The 18,866-nt window shown below is 33.7% G+C and carries 17 protein-coding genes; 7 read left to right on the top strand and 10 right to left on the bottom strand.

The window, feature by feature from the left end; genetic code table 11:
* Nucleotides 1–122: 122 nt before the first annotated feature.
* Both MKZ17_RS11305 and MKZ17_RS11310 read right to left on the bottom strand, forming a co-directional pair.
* Nucleotides 123–350: a hypothetical protein gene (locus MKZ17_RS11305; RefSeq protein ID WP_340723836.1), complete on the bottom strand. Its 228-nt coding sequence runs from the start codon at nt 348–350 to the stop codon at nt 123–125.
* Nucleotides 351–637: 287 nt separating this feature from the next.
* Entirely contained in the window at nt 638–1,036 is a 399-nt protein-coding gene (locus tag MKZ17_RS11310) for a hypothetical protein (protein WP_340723837.1), read from the bottom strand.
* 271 nt (nt 1,037–1,307) lie between these two features.
* Between MKZ17_RS11310 and MKZ17_RS11315 the strand changes: the two genes are divergently transcribed.
* Nucleotides 1,308–2,030, top strand: coding sequence for a DUF6060 domain-containing protein (locus tag MKZ17_RS11315; RefSeq protein WP_340723838.1), 723 nt, complete (start codon nt 1,308–1,310; stop codon nt 2,028–2,030).
* 282 nt (nt 2,031–2,312) lie between these two features.
* Here the strand turns inward: MKZ17_RS11315 and MKZ17_RS11320 are convergent.
* A protein-coding gene (locus MKZ17_RS11320) for an IS3 family transposase (RefSeq protein WP_340723839.1) occupies nt 2,313–3,886 on the bottom strand; the annotation gives its coding sequence in 2 pieces (ribosomal slippage) (nt 2,313–3,247 and nt 3,247–3,886; 1,575 coding nt in all).
* A 247-nt stretch (nt 3,887–4,133) separates the two neighbouring features.
* Nucleotides 4,134–4,646, bottom strand: a complete 513-nt coding sequence (locus tag MKZ17_RS11325) for a cysteine hydrolase family protein (protein ID WP_340723840.1) — start codon at nt 4,644–4,646, stop codon at nt 4,134–4,136.
* 274 nt (nt 4,647–4,920) lie between these two features.
* Here MKZ17_RS11325 and MKZ17_RS11330 point away from each other — a divergent pair, with 274 nt between their 5' ends.
* Entirely contained in the window at nt 4,921–5,355 is a 435-nt protein-coding gene (locus tag MKZ17_RS11330; RefSeq protein ID WP_340723841.1) for a hypothetical protein, read from the top strand.
* 497 nt (nt 5,356–5,852) lie between these two features.
* On the opposite strand, the gene MKZ17_RS11335 is transcribed toward MKZ17_RS11330, so the two are convergent.
* From MKZ17_RS11335 to MKZ17_RS11345, 3 genes are all read right to left on the bottom strand, one after another.
* Nucleotides 5,853–7,052: a hypothetical protein gene (locus tag MKZ17_RS11335; protein WP_340723842.1), complete on the bottom strand. Its 1,200-nt coding sequence runs from the start codon at nt 7,050–7,052 to the stop codon at nt 5,853–5,855.
* 83 nt (nt 7,053–7,135) lie between these two features.
* Nucleotides 7,136–8,323 carry an MFS transporter gene (locus MKZ17_RS11340; protein WP_340723843.1) on the bottom strand — a complete coding sequence of 396 codons (1,188 nt, stop codon included), beginning with the start codon at nt 8,321–8,323 and terminating at the stop codon, nt 7,136–7,138.
* Between the two features lie 197 nt (nt 8,324–8,520).
* Nucleotides 8,521–10,452, bottom strand: a complete 1,932-nt coding sequence (locus tag MKZ17_RS11345; RefSeq protein WP_340723844.1) for a translation factor GTPase family protein — start codon at nt 10,450–10,452, stop codon at nt 8,521–8,523.
* 283 nt (nt 10,453–10,735) lie between these two features.
* Between MKZ17_RS11345 and MKZ17_RS11350 the strand changes: the two genes are divergently transcribed.
* The gene (locus MKZ17_RS11350; RefSeq protein WP_340723845.1) at nt 10,736–12,340 is read left to right on the top strand and encodes an ABC-F family ATP-binding cassette domain-containing protein; all 1,605 of its coding nucleotides are present in this window, start codon (nt 10,736–10,738) and stop codon (nt 12,338–12,340) included.
* A gap of 33 nt (nt 12,341–12,373) precedes the next feature.
* On the opposite strand, the gene MKZ17_RS11355 is transcribed toward MKZ17_RS11350, so the two are convergent.
* Nucleotides 12,374–13,285 carry a LysR family transcriptional regulator gene (locus tag MKZ17_RS11355; protein WP_340723846.1) on the bottom strand — a complete coding sequence of 304 codons (912 nt, stop codon included), beginning with the start codon at nt 13,283–13,285 and terminating at the stop codon, nt 12,374–12,376.
* 90 nt (nt 13,286–13,375) lie between these two features.
* On the opposite strand from MKZ17_RS11355, the gene MKZ17_RS11360 reads away from it, so the two are divergent.
* Nucleotides 13,376–14,152: a sulfite exporter TauE/SafE family protein gene (locus tag MKZ17_RS11360; RefSeq protein ID WP_445326949.1), complete on the top strand. Its 777-nt coding sequence runs from the start codon at nt 13,376–13,378 to the stop codon at nt 14,150–14,152.
* A 90-nt stretch (nt 14,153–14,242) separates the two neighbouring features.
* On the opposite strand, the gene MKZ17_RS11365 is transcribed toward MKZ17_RS11360, so the two are convergent.
* Both MKZ17_RS11365 and MKZ17_RS11370 read right to left on the bottom strand, forming a co-directional pair.
* Nucleotides 14,243–14,443 (bottom strand): cold-shock protein, encoded by a 201-nt coding sequence (locus MKZ17_RS11365; RefSeq protein ID WP_066542581.1) that lies wholly within the window; start codon nt 14,441–14,443, stop codon nt 14,243–14,245.
* Nucleotides 14,444–14,659: 216 nt separating this feature from the next.
* Nucleotides 14,660–14,950 carry a DUF1033 family protein gene (locus MKZ17_RS11370; RefSeq protein ID WP_340723848.1) on the bottom strand — a complete coding sequence of 97 codons (291 nt, stop codon included), beginning with the start codon at nt 14,948–14,950 and terminating at the stop codon, nt 14,660–14,662.
* Nucleotides 14,951–15,070: 120 nt separating this feature from the next.
* Here MKZ17_RS11370 and MKZ17_RS11375 point away from each other — a divergent pair, with 120 nt between their 5' ends.
* The 3 genes from MKZ17_RS11375 to MKZ17_RS11385 all read left to right on the top strand — a co-directional run bounded on the left by MKZ17_RS11375 (nt 15,071) and on the right by MKZ17_RS11385 (nt 18,781).
* A complete protein-coding gene (locus tag MKZ17_RS11375; RefSeq protein WP_340723849.1) occupies nt 15,071–16,798 on the top strand; it encodes a methyl-accepting chemotaxis protein in 1,728 nt (575 codons plus the stop codon).
* 219 nt (nt 16,799–17,017) lie between these two features.
* A complete protein-coding gene (locus MKZ17_RS11380) occupies nt 17,018–17,665 on the top strand; it encodes a 5-bromo-4-chloroindolyl phosphate hydrolysis family protein (protein WP_340723850.1) in 648 nt (215 codons plus the stop codon).
* 3 nt (nt 17,666–17,668) lie between these two features.
* Entirely contained in the window at nt 17,669–18,781 is a 1,113-nt protein-coding gene (locus tag MKZ17_RS11385) for a toxic anion resistance protein (protein WP_340723851.1), read from the top strand.
* Nucleotides 18,782–18,866 lie beyond the last annotated feature (85 nt).

Consider the following 18,866-nt stretch of genomic DNA (forward strand, 5'->3'; position numbering starts at 1 on the left):
AGTTAGTGTCGTATAATATGTAATTTAATTCATAAAAATGTTGGTTTTGAATAAAGATTGATCATTTCTGTGATCCATATTCCATTAAAGCGCCAGATTGTTGAAGAAAGGATTTTATATTTTTACAAGCTGTAAATATAAACAAAAACTATAATATAAACTATCGGATAAACGATAATGGTGATTTTAGCTTTCATTTTTGTATTTTTAATTGCACTTTCCGTTATTTCAGGTTCTTCCTTGTATATCCCTCGTCTTCCCAACAATAAACTTTCTTTTGGATAGAGATAAGTCCAAATGGTAATACCATATGGTATAAGAGAAGCTAGTATTATAGCTATCCATTCCACATACAACACCGCCTTAAAGTATTTAGTATCTAATATACGAATTAAAATTCTTATTTGTTTCAAAATTTATCCAAATGCTATTATCTATCAATATTATATTTCATAATATGGCCCTATAACGGAAAAACGCGATCTTCTTATTGAAGAATCGCGCCCAGATTATGGAATAACAAATGCCATGACAAGGTTATGGATCAACAATACTCCCAAACGACGCTTTGGGAAGGTTCTACGGTTCGGTAAGATGAGTGAAGCACCTACCCGAGCTTTAAGTACCCTCGCCAAGGCTATTTTATATATTCAATCGTACGAAATGTATCTTGGTAATTAAAAATGACGAAGTATTTATTGGATACAGCAAGTTCCATTTCCGAATTTCCCCCGATTAATTTCACTTTTTCTATTTGTTCATCATCAGGTACTTTCCCCATCACTGCTGTCAAACGTCCATTTAATTTAGAATCATATTCTCCCCAAATTAAATTAGCCTTCATTGCTCGTTTCTCATAATTTATATAATATTTATCGTTATTTTTATATACAGTAAAAATACCAAGTGCACCTTCATTTTTAATTCTAAAAAATACAAAGACTTCAGTCTCCATAGTTATCGTTTGAAGGATCTCTCCATTAATATTTTCTAAAGCACTATTAATCGCAGAATCTGCAGTTATATAATTCATCACTTTTTCTTCTTCCTCTTCAACTTGACTACATCCGATTAAAAAGAACACTAATAAAATAAAAATATTTTTTTTTATAAAAATCACCTTCCTTTTTATTTCGAAATATTGTAAAATAATCCCAATGTAATAAATTGTAACATAAAACTTTGAGTTTTTCTAAAAAAACATATATATTTCGTTTTCCCTTACATATAATCGTTTTTTTTTTTTTGAAAAATACTTTTTATGTCACTTTTTATAACATAAAAAAACATTAAAGGGAAGTTTAATATTGAAAAAAATTTTTACTATGCTTTTCACTTTATGTTGCTTCTTTGTATTCTCATACACAGTTAATGCTGACGAAATTAAGGTCTACGATAGTTCTAGTAACAAGGAAATAATGGCAGTTTACAAATGGGATTCATTAACAAATCAATTAATTGAAGTACCCATTAGTGAATACCTCAATGAAATTGAGAATTCTGAAGAAATAACAGAAGATATAACTAAAGCTGAAATTAATTCTTCTATAACTAAAGGGTTCAAAGAAAATTTATTAGAACCTTATGCATCTAAACCATCAACTAGAACAAATGTATTCGGCTCTTCAGTAACGGTATCTAGAGGTTTGCTATGTCCTAATCTAGACGGTTGTCCTATCACAATATCAGAGTCCAAAACAATTACTCGTAGTTTTTCGGCATCTGTTGAAACTGGGGTCGAGGAAATTATCTCTAGCTCAATTGGTTATTCTTATACCGAAGCTAAATCTGGACAAGTAGGTACAACATATTCAGCTAAAGTACCCTATAAAAAAAATGGACAGATAGCCTTTAAACCTAAATTAAGTAAAATTACAGGTTCTTTAGAGAAGTGGGAAAAATACCCTGCTTCAGAATATTTAAGAGACACATCAACATTAACGGTGTATCAACCTATTAAAGACGGTACTTACTCAGATGGTTACTTCTTACTATTAGATTACAATACAGGAGCTGTAATCTTTGAATAGAACAGAAAATATGTAAAAGTAATTGGTCATAATATATTTATAAACACATTCATTTTAGAGAAATAATAGTTAGTATGAATTAAGGATCTGGTGCAATTTTTATTCTTCAGCAATCGGATGCTATTGTTGAAGCGACTCTATTTTCATTAAAAATTTATACATTATGTAATATAAGTCTTAATAACGTTCCCAAATCGAAGCTTGGTAACATTTCAAACAGCGACAAACACTGATTTATGAACTGCACCCCGTCAAGTAGACAGTCGAAATAATAAAAATTCATCAAGCGGCTTGAGACCTGAATTCCTTAGGACTTAAGCCGTTTAATGTTTCTTGATATCGTTCGTTGTTATAGAATTTTATGTACGTATCAATCGCATTTTTTAACTCTTCATACGTCTCAAATTTATGTAAATAATACTTCTCTACTTTTAGAGTTCCCCAAAACGCTTCTATCGGTCCATTATCAATACAGCGGCCGACTCTCGACATACTATGTGTCAGATTGGCTTTCTCCATGATTCGTTTAAATTCTTTTGATGTATATTGATATCCTCGATCACTATGTAGGATAGGAAATTCCTGTTTATTTAATTGGCGTATAGCTGGTTTAAGCGTCTTGAAAACTAAATCATTGTTATTTAATTGTCCAAATTTGTAACTCACAATAGATTTGTCATAAAGATCAATAATCGCACTTAAATAAGCCTTTTTACCGTTTCCATACTGGAATTCAGTTACGTCTGTACACCATTTTTGATTTGGCTTTTCGGCCGTGAATTCACGTGCTAATACGTTCTCAGCTGTGTAATCTGGTGTTACCTTACGGTACTTTTTGGGACGACGTCGAATAACTGCCTGCAATTCGGAAATCTGCATAAGACGATAAATACGTTTTTTATTTACTTTATTTAAGCCATTCTTTTTTCGTTGGCGATTGATTGTCATCGTGATTCTACGATAACCGTAAATACCATTTACTTGCTTATATAAATGTTCAATCGATTCGATTAACTGCTTGTTTTCTAGTTCATGTGATGTCGGTTGGCGGTTTAACCATTTATAATAAGCTGCTCGTGAAACATTCACTAATTTACAAAGTAATAGAATCGGAAATTTTTCTTTTTCTGCCAGTTCTTTAATAGCTAGATAATGACTTTGCGTACGAAGTTTACTTAACGAAGCCTCCTTTCGATTTCCTCTAACTTTTTTAAAAGTAAATTTTCAGCACGTAATCTTTCATTTTCACGTTCTATTTTTTTGATTTTTATACGTAATTTTTCTTCTGGTGTACGTTCATCTGCTGATTTCATTCGCCCACGGCGATCTTCAAGAGATGCTTCGCCACCATCTTCAAACTTACGCACCCACTGATATACTTGTTGATAAGTCACATCATATTGAACCGCTGTTGTTTTATAATCCTTTTCATTTGTTAAGCAAGCTTTCACGATTTCAATTCGTTCTTCAAAAGTAGTTTTTCTTCCTTTAGTCATAGTTTGGCTCATCCTTTGATTCGAGTCTTTTAATTCACTATGACTATTATATTTTTTTAACCAGCTATTGAATACTTTTCGACCACTGATTCCATATTTAATCATGATCTCATACTTTGAATAATTGCCTGTTAGGTAATCTTCAACGGCGTTTTTTTTCAATTCTTTAGGGTATCTTTTATTTTTAACGGGACGAAGTAATGCATCTGTGCCCCCGAATTGATATTTAGCGCGCCATTCATATAAGCGATTTGGATTCAAATTAAACATCTTGCAAATTTCTCTTGCAGAATAACGACCTTCCTCTAGGTATTTAAGAGCTGAAATCTTCGTCTCTAATGAAAATGTTTTATTAGACAAAAAAATGCCCTCCAATCGATAAACAGATTTTATTTTTTAATCTGTCTACCTAATGGGGAGCATATCATTTAACAGTGCTTGTCGCTGTTTTTATTAGAAAGTAACGCTCTGAGACGCTGCGAGAAATTATTTTAAAGAGGACTGCTCAATTCACTCGTTCTGAATGGAGGTAACATATAAATTAAATCTCACTGAAATGTTACCAAAGGACGCTTTGGTATCCTTATTTATTTAGTAATCATTTATTCTAAGATTCATCATCAATTAATTTTAAAAATCTATGATTCCAAATACTTTCATAAAAATCAATTGTTTCTTTTGCAGACATATATGAATTATTTAATGTGGAGGTTGCTTTGTGGGCCATGAAGTTTTCGTACCCCAATCCATGAGAAAATTTAATCGTAGCATCCATACAGTATTCTGTTTGAGCACCACAAAACTCAATTTTTTGTACAGATAATTGCTCTAAAAGATTTTTTAAATTTGTTTTGTAAAAAGAATTTGCATGTGTTTTTCTAACAAAATAATCTTGTTCTTTAACATCTAAATTATCAATAATAGCCCATGTTTTTTCCTCAGGTACTAATTCTTCATCGCAGTGTTGAACAAAAATGATTGGTTTTTGTAATCCCCTATATAAGGAAATCCTATTGTTTACTTTAGTAATTAAATTTCGTAAATCAAATAAATGCGTTTCACCATAACATACGCCATTTTGCAAATCTATAATGATTAAAATATCTGCAGAAGTGTTCATTATCTCTACCTCTTTTTCTTTAAAATATATTAACAATTTTACCATCCTTTTTAAATATTAATTTAAACTTCTAGAAATTTAAATTAACCATTTGTATGACTATACACTTCTTAAAAAAATGACGTTCCCAAATGCCACTTAGGGAATGTTCGATAAGGTAGCTAGAATCTTTTATCAAGTTTCTAGCTACTTTTTAAAAATTCGTTATAATAAAAGGTGAAATTTGTAACATACGCAAATTAAAAACGCCTAGTTTATAAAGGGAGACTTGTACTTGAAAAATTTTAAATACTTAACCGTTTTTATTGGAATAATTTCAATTTTTCTAGTAGGTTGTTCAAACGAAATAGAAACTGAAGAACAATATATAACAATTCAAAAGCGTGTTGGTGATGAAAATAAATATGAAGACTTCAAAGAAATCACTGATAATGAACAGGTTCAAAAAGTGAAAGATATTTTAAACGATATTGATTGGGAAAATGCGAAAGTAAATATGGCTTATCCTGCTGATTACAGGTTCATATTTCAATTTAAGAATCCTAAAATTGAAGCAAAAGCAGTGTTATATGAACTTTGGGTAAGTCCAAACAAAGATAAAGTAGAACTCGTTATAGACGCTGGAAATAAATATGTTCAATTAAATACGAGCAAGTCAGCAGAACTATTTGAAATACTTACGGGTGGAAAATTATCAGAACTAAATTAATAATCGGACCTCATTTTAGAGGTCTTTTATTCTGCACTTCTAAACATCTCAACTGTTTTATAATTAGAGTTTTGACACTTGGTGAAATTATACAAATCCATACAAAATAACGTTCCCAAATAAAAGTTAGGGCGCACATCCAAAAGTCACGAATGTTGTTATATCAACGTATCGTGACTTTTCCTATGAACATTTTTTATACATTATTTTATACAAATAGCTCAAACGGTTGATATAGCAATATTTTTTGCTTGCTGGGTTTGTTCTTCACTTTGTATAAAATCCTGTATATTATTACCGCTATAAATCAGGATTTTTCTGAGGCTATTCCATAAAAGTTATTCAATTAAATGGTCCGATTGTGGAATAACAAAAACTGCATACAATAAAGTTTTTTATCAAACTTTATTACAAATGTTCGAACTTAATTATTAATTATCAATCTTTATTAAAAGACCATAAAAAATATGCAAGCCGTTTTAAAGCTTGCGTATTTTTCAGTGCGTTTCACCTAATTGAATTGTAGATTGATCTAAATTTGAACAGCCAATTAATTGAACAAATTTACCATTACTTTCATCATTAAGCTCTAGTTCACTACAAGTAAACGATGTTGTAGAATTTTTAGTAGTATTTACCTTCACGACAATTTTCTTATCCTTCTTTTCAAGCTTCCACTTCTCATTCGTTTCAAAGGGTACGATTAAAATTTTATTTATATGGCCATTAATAAACATTTGCAATGCCGGAAGGTCTTCCATCTTGTGTGCATTGTTCAGGTCAATTACTGGTAATTTTTCTTCATAATGCATATCCTCATTAATTAAGTTTGTACCAATTATTTTAAAGTTGCCTTGATCACGAATAATTGATAAACGAACTTCTTCACGCTGTTCATTTATTCCGTTGACAAAGTAATATACGCCCTCTTTTCGAACTTCCCTTACTTCATAGTTCATGATTTTTTTCGAAACAAATTGCAATTCTTCTCTCACTTCATCTGAAGATAAATAAGATGAAATTAGCTGCCAGTCATTTGTGTCAATGCTACTATTAAATTGATCAATAAAACTGACAGCAAAATGCATGAGCTCATCACTGTTATATGTAAATATATTTTTTTCGTAATAGGTTGTAAAATTTGTTATTGGTTGTACTTTATCTTTTTGTAACTGTTCGTTTTTTTCATAACGTTCTTGCCAAGTTATAGGCTCATCTATTGTTTTATTAAGTAATTGTTGAATTTGCTTTGCAGGCGTCTTAATTAATTCATCATTTAATGTCGTTTCAAAATAGGCGATTTTTCCCGATTCGAAATCGACTCCATTTGTAATTGTTTCATCGACTAATTGTAAAACGTCGAAATCATAACTATTACGAATATGAACAATCGCGATATTATGCTCAACATCAATCCCTTCTACGTCTCCCTTTGTCAGAAATTTTGGATGTACAAGTACATTCGGATGACCTGAAATATCCTGAGCATTTACTAAAATCCACTTATCTCGCCCTTCCTGGTGAATGACTAACCCAGTTGTTGTAGATGTCGGGCTATAAATAGGAACTTCAGCTTCATATGTTGGGGATACTTGTTTTTCTTCTTTTGGGATGTTTTGTGCTACCCAATCTCCTTGTGCATTATCAGAACAAGCAGCTAGCAATAATGTGATCATTAATAATACGATTCGTTTCATCGTGTACTCCTTTACAATAAAAAGATTATGTAAACTAGATATTCACTCAAATTAAAAAGCAGTCAAAAAACGACTACTTTTCATTATACTTGTTTCTTTAATTTTTGCATTACGAAAGTTGCTAATGACATAAGGAGGAATAGTATAACAAAAATAACCTTTGTCATAAAATGAGTTGTTGTTAAATCAAAAACAGCCCCAATAAATAATGGTACAAGGGCACTCATCATGAAACCACCTGATAATACCATTGAACTCCATTCGTTCGCTTCTTGGTTATTTTTTGCTTCATCTAACGGTAACATTAACCCAATCGGGAATAATCCACTGAGAACGATACCGAAAATAACGGCGCAAACCCATATTGTCCAAACGGCATCGATGAAAAATATTGCTGACCCTACTAATCCAAAGATGATTAAGCTGTACAGCCAACTAATGCGGTTCGGATAACGATTAATGAATGATGGAATTAATAGATTTCCAATTAATTGTACTACTGACATTAGGGTTAAAACTGAACCCGCAGTTAATAATCCCATTCCTTGTTCTAACGCAATTGAAGGTAACCATGTCGTTAAACTAAAAAATAATGATGTTTGGATTCCAAAATAAATTAAAATTGTCCAAGCTAGTGGATTTTTCCACGGATTACGTGCTGATTGATGTTTTTCAGAAAACATAGGAGATGTTTGGTGTTTAGTAGAATCAACTACAAGTAGCCAACTAAACATTGCTATGATCGCTAAAATTCCCCAAACGCCAAGTGCCATCGACCAATTGCCTTCAAATTGCTCGTAGATAATTCCTGTAAAACCAGCACTAATGGTAGCGCCAAACCCTATTGCAAAGGAATATACACCGATAACCGGTTCTAATTTATTCGGAAACTTTTCTTTAATGTAAGCATTGATCATTGGACTAATAATAGCAATTGCAAAACCTGCTACAAAGCTTGTAATAATGAGCGCAGCGTAGCTTGAAAAACTAATCCGTGTCGCCGTTGATATTCCAATTAATGCTACTAATAGGGCAATTGACCATTTATAACCGAACTTCTTTTGTACTGGCACAGCAAGTGGCGCAAATAAGCCCATACAAAATACTGGAATTGATGTAAGTAGGCTCATTTGTGTACTCGATACTTTAAGTGCATCACTGATTGTCGATAAAATAGGCCCAACAGAAGTAACTGCTGGTCGAAGATTAATTGAAACTAAAAAAATAGCTAAAATAATAAATACCGTTTTCCAACTTGTTTGTTGTTTCATAGTTAGTTCCTCGTTTCAAACATGCTTGCCTATGATAGATAGTAAAGCATATCATAAAAAGTCTGACAATTAAAAAGACTATATCATACTTTATTTCCTTCACTAAAAACGCATCAACTACATGTCGATGTCTTCTTTTATCACCCGTCAGGCGCATTTTCAATAAGTAAAAATTGTTTTAGTATCGTTTTTCCAACTCATTCTACTACCGGACAATGCATTGCAGCTTTTGCATCTTGCCAGCTAACACTATAGCCTTTCCCCTTTGCACAAAATATACTTGACGATGAATAATCCGGATCAGCATCTTTTTGATAATTTATTTCAAGAATGACCTGTTCCATATTATGACACACATCATACTGATCAAATTGTAAGGAGAGCATCCCTTTCCCATTCGTATAGGAAGCAAATTGAGTTGTATAGTCCATAAATGTTGAAACGGGTACCCTGCCGACAATTGTTACACTTTCCTCATGAAGAATTGGCGCATCAAAAGTACCGCTTGCTTGCTGAATATCTGACATCATACGTCCAATATGTTCAAGGTTAGCTTTCATTTTGAATTTATAATACGGTTCAAGAACAATATTTTCTGCCTGCTCTAATCCTTGACGTATCGCCCGAAAGCTCGCCTCTCTGAAATCTCCTCCCGACGTATGCTCAACATGCGCACGACCAGTTAGCAATGTAAAGTGAATATCAGTTATCGGAAAGCCTGTTAATAATCCGTGATGCTTACGTTCAAACAAATGTTTCTCAATTAAACGCTGATGCCCTACTAATAAATTATCCGTATGACAAGCATTATTAAACGTAATTCCTTTCCCACGTTCATTCGGTTCCATTTTTAAATGTACTTCTGCATAATGCTTTAATGGTTCAAAATGACCGTATCCAATTACGGCATTTCGAATAGTTTCCATATACAATATTTGTGGTTTACCGAAGGACACTTCGATTCCGAATCGCTCTCTCATTATTTCTACTAATACTTCTAGTTGTATAACACCCATAACATGTACAGAAATTTCTTGGAATTGCTCACGCCATACGACCTTTAAGCTCGGCTCTTCCGATTCTAATAAACGAAATATACGTGTTACTTCCTTCATTGGTATTGTTCCATTTACAATAACCTTTGCTTGCAACGTTGGGATAAGCTCATAAGGCTTAGCTGTAGGAAATTGTTGGCCAATCATTTCCCCAATTGAAGGTTGCGATAAACCTTTTACTGCAAAAACATCTCCTGCTTCCACTTGCTGTACAGATGTAAATTGTTGACCATTATAAAGCCGAATTTCTGTAACCTTCTCTGAAGTTTCACCAAACGAAAGTTCTTGTCGAACATGGAGTGTGCCAGCAAGTGCTTTTATAAAGGTTAAACGATGGTGTTCGTCATGACGAATTTTAAATACGATTCCACGAAACGGCTCATTCATTTTAGCTTTAGATACTGTTAATTGTGCTACAACTTCAAAAAACTCTACTACTCCAACATTTTTTAGAGCTGACCCTGTCATACTTAAAAATGCTTCATTGTTTAACACTTTTTCTGCTAAATAACGCCACGAAAGTTCATCTGTTAATGTTCCATCAAAATATTGCTTCATTATTGGTTCATCTCGTTCTGCTAGCCATTCTTTCATTAAGTCCATATCATGATCGAAGTGTATGAGCTCTGATGAAAATTCTTTTTGTAACTGTTGAACAACTGCCTCCACAATTGCCCCTTCTCGATCGTTTTTATTAATAAAGAAAAAGGTTGGCACGTTATTGTCACGTAAAAGACGCCACACAGTTTCCGTATGCCCTTCAATGCCATCAACAGCACTTACAATAATGATGGCAGCATCCATTACACGAATTGCTCGTTCCATCTCTGGGGAAAAATCGACGTGACCCGGTGTATCGATTAACGTATATGTATCTCCTTTAAATTCAAATCGTCCTTGTTCAGCAAATATCGTAATTCCACGAGCTCTTTCTATGTCATGATGATCTAAAAACGCATCTTTGTGATCAACGCGTCCGCGCTTTTTTATGCTACTCATTTCATATAGCAGTTGTTCACAAAAAGTGGTTTTCCCAGCATCCACATGTGCTAAAACTCCAATCGTTTTATACAAATTTACTCCCCGACCTTCCTTAAATACTAATGATAGAATAGCACTTTCTTATAGATGATTGCATATTTGTTTCTTTTTTGAAGGCCTAAAAAATACTGATTCTTTCCCTACCCACTCCCTCTGAAAACTAATACACCGACAACAGCAGAATTTTTCTCCCGTTTTAATTGCACCGTTATTCATTTTAAAGATTAGACATGCTATAATAGAAACATTGTGTGCAAAAGAGAAATCTTTTTTTAAACAATCAAAAAATAAAAAGAATATTCAAGGAGGTACTTACATGATTCAAGTATCTGGTGTAGGTCTTCGCTATGGCGACCGTAAATTATTTGACGATGTAAATATTAAATTCACTCCAGGGAACTGTTATGGTCTTATTGGGGCAAACGGTGCTGGTAAATCGACGTTCTTAAAAATTTTATCTGGTGATATCGAGGCACAAGAAGGTCACGTATCAATGGGGAAAGATGAGCGTCTTTCAGTATTAAAACAAAACCACTTCGAGTACGATGAGTTTAACGTACTGGATACAGTAGTAATGGGGAACAAACGTCTTTGGGAAGTAAAAGCAGAAAAAGACGCGATCTACATGAAGCCAGAAATGACAGATGAAGATGGCATGCGTGCTGCTGAACTTGAAGGCGAATTCGCAGACATGAACGGTTGGGAAGCGGAATCAGATGCTGCTACTCTTTTAAACGGTTTAGGTATTGGTGATGATCTTCACTATATGCTGATGGCTGATTTGGAAGGTTCTGACAAAGTCAAAGTATTATTAGCTCAAGCATTATTCGGTAAGCCTGACGTTCTATTACTAGATGAGCCTACGAACCACTTAGACTTAAAAGCAATCAAATGGTTAGAGGAATTTTTAATCAACTTTGAAAACACAGTTATTGTAGTATCCCATGACCGTCACTTCTTAAACAAAGTATGTACACATATCGCAGACTTAGATTTCGGTAAAATCCAACTTTATGTTGGTAACTATGACTTCTGGTATGAGTCAAGCCAATTAGCACAAAAAATGATGGCTGACCAAAATGCGAAAAAAGAAGAGAAAATTAAAGAATTAAAAGAATTCATCGCCCGCTTCTCTGCAAATGCATCGAAGTCTTCTCAAGCAACATCTCGTAAAAAGATGTTAGATAAAATCGAGTTAGATGACATTCGTCCATCAAGCCGTAAATACCCATTCATCAACTTCCAAATTGGTCGTGAAATCGGGAATGACGTATTAACTGTTGATGGGTTAACAGCTTCACAGGAAGGTGAAACATTATTTAAAGATATTCGCTTCTCTATGAACAAAGAAGATAAAATTATTTTATTAGGGAACACAATCGCAAAATCTGCTTTAATGGACATTTTAATGGAGCGTAAAGAAGCAGATGCTGGTTCGTTCAAATGGGGTGTTACAACATCTCAAAGCTACTTCGAAATGGATCATGACCAATATTTTGGAGGCAATGAAAAGTCATTAGTTGATTGGTTACGCCCATACTCTCCAGATGATGAAACAGAAAGCTTCTTACGTGGTTTCTTAGGCCGTATGCTTTTCTCTGGTGAAGAAGTTAAAAAATCTCCTGCTGTATTATCAGGGGGCGAAAAAGTTCGATGCATGCTTTCAAAAATGATGCTTTCAAACTCAAACGTATTATTATTAGATGAACCAACAAACCACTTAGACCTTGAATCAATTCAAGCGCTTAATGAAGGTTTAATCCGCTTTAAAGGTGCTATGATTTTCACATCTCATGACCACCAATTTATCCAAACAATTGCAAACCGTGTAATCGAAATCCGTGAAGACGGTTCGATTTTAGATAAGCAATTAACTTACGATGAATTCCTAGATTGGAAAGACGCGCAAGGCTTAAAATAATTGATTTTAAATCATCAAAACCCAAATCTTCTTTTAAATGGATTTGGGTTTTTCTTTTTGACTGCATTCCTTTTGAATTTGCTCCTTTACATAAGCAATAAAAGCATTTTGAAACGTATCGCTCTTTCTTGTACAAATATATAAGCTTTGCTTCAAAGTAATACCTTGAATTGAAATAACAGCAAGCTTTTGTAGCTTTAAACTTTCCTCAACACTAAAATTTGGAGCTAATGTGATGCCATAGCCTGCCTCAACTGCTTTGATCGATTCATGTAAGCCTTGCATTTGCAATCCCTTTTTCGGTAAAGGACAATCATTTGCATAAAAAACAGCCTCCAATAAATCGCGGGTAGAACTTCCTTGCTCTCTGTAGATTACTTCTTCAGCAGACAACTGGCGAAGCTCGATCTGCTTATTCGCTAATGGATGGGTCGGATGAATAACAAATAAAAATTCAATTTCCATTAATCTTTCAAAGTTTAAATCATGATGTCCAACATTACTTTGAACAACAAGCCCAAAATCTGCAGTATAGTTCAGTACTTTTTCTTCAACCGATTTCACATTTCCTAGTGATATATCAAACTCTACACACTGCCTTGTAAGCTTATAGCTCGCAATATAGCGGGGTAGTATGTAATTTACAGGTATATAAGATGAGGCGAGTTTAATTTTTTCCTCTTTCGATAAAAACACTTTAATATTCTCTTCTATTTGTTGCTCTAATTGAAATAGCCTTAGTCCTTGCTCATAAATGAAATGCCCTTCAGATGTTAGCCTTATTCCCCTCCCCTTACCTTCTACTAATTTCACATTCATTTCCTTTTCTAAATTACGTATTTGAATCGTTACAGCTGGTTGACTAATTAATAGCTCATTGGCTGCAGCAGTAATACTTCCTAATTGCGCGACTTTCGTAAAGATACGCAGAGCATGTAAATTCATAGAATCTCTCTTTTCATAAATTTATTTTATGAATAAACAAAAAACATATATTTGTTTTATGGTCATTATAGCAGTACTTTTATGGCAGAGGTGATTATTTTGGACGTATTCATTAGTGAGTGGTTTTCGTATGAGGGATTATTATTATTTTCTATAGGTTTAATCGCTGCAATCATTGGCGTTATGTTTGGTGCTGCTGGGTTTGTCTTATTACCATCGATGCTTTTAATCGGTGTTCCAATTCATGCGAGTGTAGCTGTAAATAAATTTGCTTCGGGGGTTTCCGCATTTTCCAATGTACTAACGTTTATTATAAAGAAGCAAGTTTCTATTCAAAAAATGATACCGTTAATGTTTTTCTCAGTACTTGGTGGCGTAACTGGTGCATTTTTAGCGACCAGATTAGCAGAAAAAACAATGAATAGTATCGCTTGTATGATTTTAATCTGTGCTTTTTTTATCCTATTAAAAAGTAATAAGCTTTTAGGTAATTTGGAAGTTGGCAAATCTGAAGAAAAAACAACTCCAATTATTCCATTTTTTATTAGTATTTATGATGGAGGCTTTGGCCCTGGTTCCGGGTTAATGAATATTACTTATTTTTTAAAAAAGAACTATGTTTATCAAAAGGCTGTAGAATATTCTCGTATCATCATGTTTTCTAGTTGTGCAGGTGCTTTTACGTTTTATTATTTTTACGGCATTGTCATTTGGAAGATCGCCATTCCTGTCACGATTGGCTCTATTTTTGGTTCATTTATTGGGTTAAAAATTATTCCTTACATAAAAGGAAGATGGATTCAAGTGCTATTACCAGCGATATTATTCTTATTAATTGTCCAAGTTGTATCAGATTTACTTTTCTAACCCCTTTCAATTGGCAATCTCTATAAGACTACTTTTTTCCATTTGAAAAGACACACTAGAAAAACTAGTGTGTCTTTGAATTTGTACTAATTATAATTTAGTTACGTTAGCAGCTTGTGGTCCGCGGTTGCCATCTACAACTTCGAACTCCACTTTTTGACCTTCGTCTAAAGTTTTGAAACCTTCACCTTGAATTGCAGAGAAGTGTACGAATACATCGTTTTCACCATCTACTTCGATAAAGCCAAAACCTTTTTCTGAGTTAAACCATTTTACTGTACCTTGTTTCATTAAGAAAACCTCCAAAAATAAAAAATGAACAACCAACATACAAATGAAAAAATCCACATATTACAAGGAGTACCGATAAACTGACATCGAACACCCATTGTATTATGTGAATCCTTTGTTTCCGGCATTGCATATTAATTGTTAAATATAGTATATCCATGGAAAATCGGACTGTCAATTCCAATTCTTTAAATTGCTTAAATTTTCTATTTAATTTTAACTTGTAATTCTATTCGGTAACATCGCTATTATGCCATGATATATTTGTGAATCATCATCACATGCTTCACAGTACTCACATTCTTCTTCAGACCAAAACGCATAAAATCGATCGTTTTTACATTGTTCATTTGCATATGTTTGACGAAAATTTTGAAGTGTTTCGTTTAAAGCATCATAAAATTGCTGTTCGTTATCAAACTCTTCAATCGAAATAATATGCTCTTCCCAACCTTCAAATAGCCACCAAGGCTCATAATCTGCTTTCATATAAATAAGTTTATACATATACATTGTCCTTTCCAATATAGGCTTTATTTTAAACGTGTCCCTTGAATATGTCTATTATTGCAAACTTCCCTATGATAAAATAGTAATAATATTTCGTTTACTTCAAGGAGGACATTCATGATTTCAAAGTTAAAACCTAAGGCAGAATTAAAGGATCTTTTTGAACGAGGTACAGATTTAAGTGCATCTACACGTTTTCACGAAACATTAACATTCAATAACTTCAACAAACAAGATCAAAATCATCTTCATTCAATATATGAGCGTGTTGCAAAGTTAACACCTACAATGAACGTAATTTTTAACCATTATTTAAATGAAATTGCCCCCTCCGGTAAAAGCTCAATAACAGATGACCAAATCGACCGTTATTTACAGCAATTTTTCCTAGCAGAACGGGATGATGAATACGTTGATAAAACATTGAAGTTTTTCAACATTTTACGTGAAAATCGTTTTGAGCCAGGAAAATTGATTGTTGTATTTAATCAATTTTCTTTTTACATAACAACGTTAATTTTACATAATTTCGGTATGAAGCCACATATTGCATTTAAATACATGAAATCTGTTTCTGCGGCTATTAATATTGAACAAGAATTACTAATAGAAGTAATGACAGAGCGTTTAGTTGAAAATGTCATTGAAGAGTTAGCGTCTTTAACTGATGCAAATGCAAACATTATGTATATGAAAGATTTAATTCAACATCTTGATACTCAATCTGATGATATTGCAAATGTAACGGCTGCTTCAGAGCAATTAGCTGCTTCTATTACCGATATCGCACGCTCTTCTTCAAATATTGCAGAAAAAACAAACGAATCCGTGGAAAACGCATCTCGTGGTAAACATGCAGTGGAACATGCACTACAAGAAATCTTTACTACTGAAGAGACATTTACTGAGATAGTAAGTAGCTTTAAAGAACTTCAACAACATGTAAATGATATTGAAAGTGTCGTAACACTAATTACTCAAATTGCTGATCAAACAAACTTACTTGCCTTAAATGCATCAATTGAAGCAGCTCGTGCAGGTGAACATGGTAAAGGCTTTGCAGTCGTTGCGCAGGAAGTTCGAAAGCTTGCAGAAAATACAGTATCGGCGTTAGGAAAAGTATCGACAAATGTTCAATCATTAAAGTCGTATTCAAACAATGTTGCCACTTCTATTTCTGAAACGACGTCGGTTATACTAGAAGCAACGAATGAAGCAAAAGAATCGTTGCCATTACTTAATTCAATTGTAGATACGGTTGAAAGTATTAACATGGATGTTACAGAGACAGCTGCTGCTTCACAACAGCAAGCAGCATCTGTGGATGAAATATCTGTTCGAATGTTGCAAATATCGAATTTACAAGAAGAAATTCGCGTGTTAGGTAATGACACATCCCGTGATATTCATAAGCTAGGGGAAGAAATTACAAGATTCCGAAATGAAGTTATTGCAAATAATAATGTTCAACTTTCAAGTATTTCGTTATTACACCTTTCTAAAGCTGATCATATTTTATGGAAATGGCGAGTATTTAATATGTTCTTAGGCTTAGAAAAATTAACGCCTGCTGAAGTTTCTTCACATCGTGACTGTCGATTAGGTAAATGGTATAGTTCTGAAAAAACAATCAATCGGTTTGGTAATTTAACGGCTTATAAAGAGCTAGATCGCCATCATGAGCAAGTACATATTTCAGCTCGTGCAGCAGTTGAACAATTTAATGCAGGTAACTTCGCAAAAGCTGATGATCATTTGCGTGAAATTGAACAAGCTTCTGAACAAGTCATCGGCTATATAAATGAATTAATTATTATTATTCAAAAGGAACGACTTATGCACTAATGCTTTTATATACAAAAGCAGGCTGTCCGATATGTGAGCTTCTCACTTTTCGGCCAGCCATTTTGTATTTTTATAACGAATTAAACACATTCTAAATAAAACCATTCAATTCATTTTACTTTGATACAAACGGAAAACATTGTACGATAATAGTAGTGATGCATGAAACTTTTTTGAAGCTCAAACGTAACTATAGTATCTAGTAAAGGAGGTACGAAAATGCTGGGTCCTATCAATTTTTTAACACGTCAAATTATAAACTTTTTAGTTAGCTTTACTGCATTCGTCGTATCAGCAGTAAATTTAGGTGGAACGGCTGTATTACTGTCTATACCTTTTGCAGCTTTAGCATATTATGGAAGTAATAAAATAACATTCGCCATTCAAAAATCATCACAAAGTAAAAAGCTTGGTCTATCCAAGTCAGAGTATGAATTAATTGAATCACAGCTAAAACAAGCGAAAGGACATATACAGGCTTTAAATCAACAATATGTACGCGTTCGTTCGATTCGGTCATTTAAGCAAATTAATGAAATGTCAAAGCTTTCAAAGCGTATTATAAATATTGTTCAAACGAATCCACAAAAGTTTTATGCTGTTGAAGACTTCTTTTTTGCACATCTCCCTACTGCTGTGCAATTATCTGATAAATATACGCTGTTAACGAAAGAACAAGTTTCAGGTAACGACATCTATTTAGCTTTAGAGGATACACGAAAAACTTTAAAAGAGCTTCATGAGACAATGGAAGATGACTTAAAAAATGCCCTATCATCTGATATTGAAAACTTAAAAATCGAGCTTGATTTTGCAAAAATGTCGAATGACAAGCGGAAAGAACGATTAAAAATCGGCGGTGAGTAAGTCATGGGAAAAGAAATCAATCCATTCGATGCTTTTCAAACAAGTGAAAGTGTCGATATACAAGTATCAAAAGATCAATTCGCGGTGAACGTTGCAAACAATGTAACGGCACCGCTTTTCGCGTCTCTTAGTAATGATGCAAAACAACAGGCGATGCAGCTTGCACTTAGCTTAAAAAGTGAAAAATACGAAGAAATTTTAGCTTTCGGTTTACCTGCGCAAGAGGCAATGAAAAAATTTACTACGCAAATGCTTCAATACATTCAACGAAAGGATGTAAGAAAAGTTGGAGAAGTGCTCTCCGATTTAATGGAACAACTAGAAAAAATCGATCCAGATGCGTTAGTCGAAGAAGAAAGAGGCTTTTTTGCAAAGATTTTTAGTCGTCCAAAGCAATCGCTTCAAGAAGTCATGACACAATACAATAAACTTAGCATACGAATTGACCGACTAAGTATACAACTCGCACATAACCAAAATAGTTTGTTGTCAGATTACCAGTTTTTAAATGATCTCTATGCATTGAACGAAGATTACTTTCAAGGCATCAACGTCTACATAGCTGGCCTTGAAATTAAAAAGCAACATATTAAAGAAGTTGTACTACCAGCACTTGAACAGGCTGCACTTTCTGAAGAAGACCCATTTAAGCAACATGAATTAAAGGATGTACAAATGCAGCTTGAATGGCTTGAGCGACGCATGTACGATTTAGAACTGTCTCGTGAGGTAGCCATTCAATATGCACCACAAATTCGAATGATTCAACAAACAAATCAAATGCTTATGGAAAAAATACAAAGTTCAATTATGAATACAATTCCGTTATGGCAGTCACAAATTAGTATGCTACTAAGCATGAACAATCAACGACGTGCCATGCAATCTCAGCAACGTTTAATGGACGTTTCTCAACAATTATTAAAAAAGAATGGAAAAATGCTTCACAATTCTTCAAAAGCACGCAAACAGCAGCTATTAAAACATGAGGATATTGACCGCTTTAAACAAACTCAATTAAAGCTATTACAAGATATTGAAGAAACATTACGCGTACAAGTTACAAGTGATGAGAAGCGTCATGAAATCGAGCATACAATTATCGAACATAAATAAAAGGTTCTAAGTCAAATATTGGGGTAATGTCATAATGATTCATCAATCGGCACTCACGGCTCCAACTAACTACCAACGGGATGCG

Origin of the sequence: Solibacillus sp. FSL R7-0682 (genome assembly GCF_038005985.1) — a bacterium.
In the GTDB taxonomy this organism is placed as follows: domain Bacteria; phylum Bacillota; class Bacilli; order Bacillales_A; family Planococcaceae; genus Solibacillus.

Coding starts and splice junctions, on each gene's coding strand:
- MKZ17_RS11325 (WP_340723840.1), bottom strand. CDS start 4,646: ATGAACACTTCTGCAGATATTTTAATCATTATAGATTTGCAAAATGGC.
- MKZ17_RS11335 (WP_340723842.1), bottom strand. CDS start 7,052: ATGAAACGAATCGTATTATTAATGATCACATTATTGCTAGCTGCTTGT.
- MKZ17_RS11370 (WP_340723848.1), bottom strand. CDS start 14,950: ATGTATAAACTTATTTATATGAAAGCAGATTATGAGCCTTGGTGGCTA.
- MKZ17_RS11350 (WP_340723845.1), top strand. CDS start 10,736: ATGATTCAAGTATCTGGTGTAGGTCTTCGCTATGGCGACCGTAAATTA.
- MKZ17_RS11380 (WP_340723850.1), top strand. CDS start 17,018: ATGCTGGGTCCTATCAATTTTTTAACACGTCAAATTATAAACTTTTTA.
- MKZ17_RS11385 (WP_340723851.1), top strand. CDS start 17,669: ATGGGAAAAGAAATCAATCCATTCGATGCTTTTCAAACAAGTGAAAGT.
- MKZ17_RS11340 (WP_340723843.1), bottom strand. CDS start 8,323: ATGAAACAACAAACAAGTTGGAAAACGGTATTTATTATTTTAGCTATT.
- MKZ17_RS11365 (WP_066542581.1), bottom strand. CDS start 14,443: ATGAAACAAGGTACAGTAAAATGGTTTAACTCAGAAAAAGGTTTTGGC.
- MKZ17_RS11375 (WP_340723849.1), top strand. CDS start 15,071: ATGATTTCAAAGTTAAAACCTAAGGCAGAATTAAAGGATCTTTTTGAA.
- MKZ17_RS11355 (WP_340723846.1), bottom strand. CDS start 13,285: ATGAATTTACATGCTCTGCGTATCTTTACGAAAGTCGCGCAATTAGGA.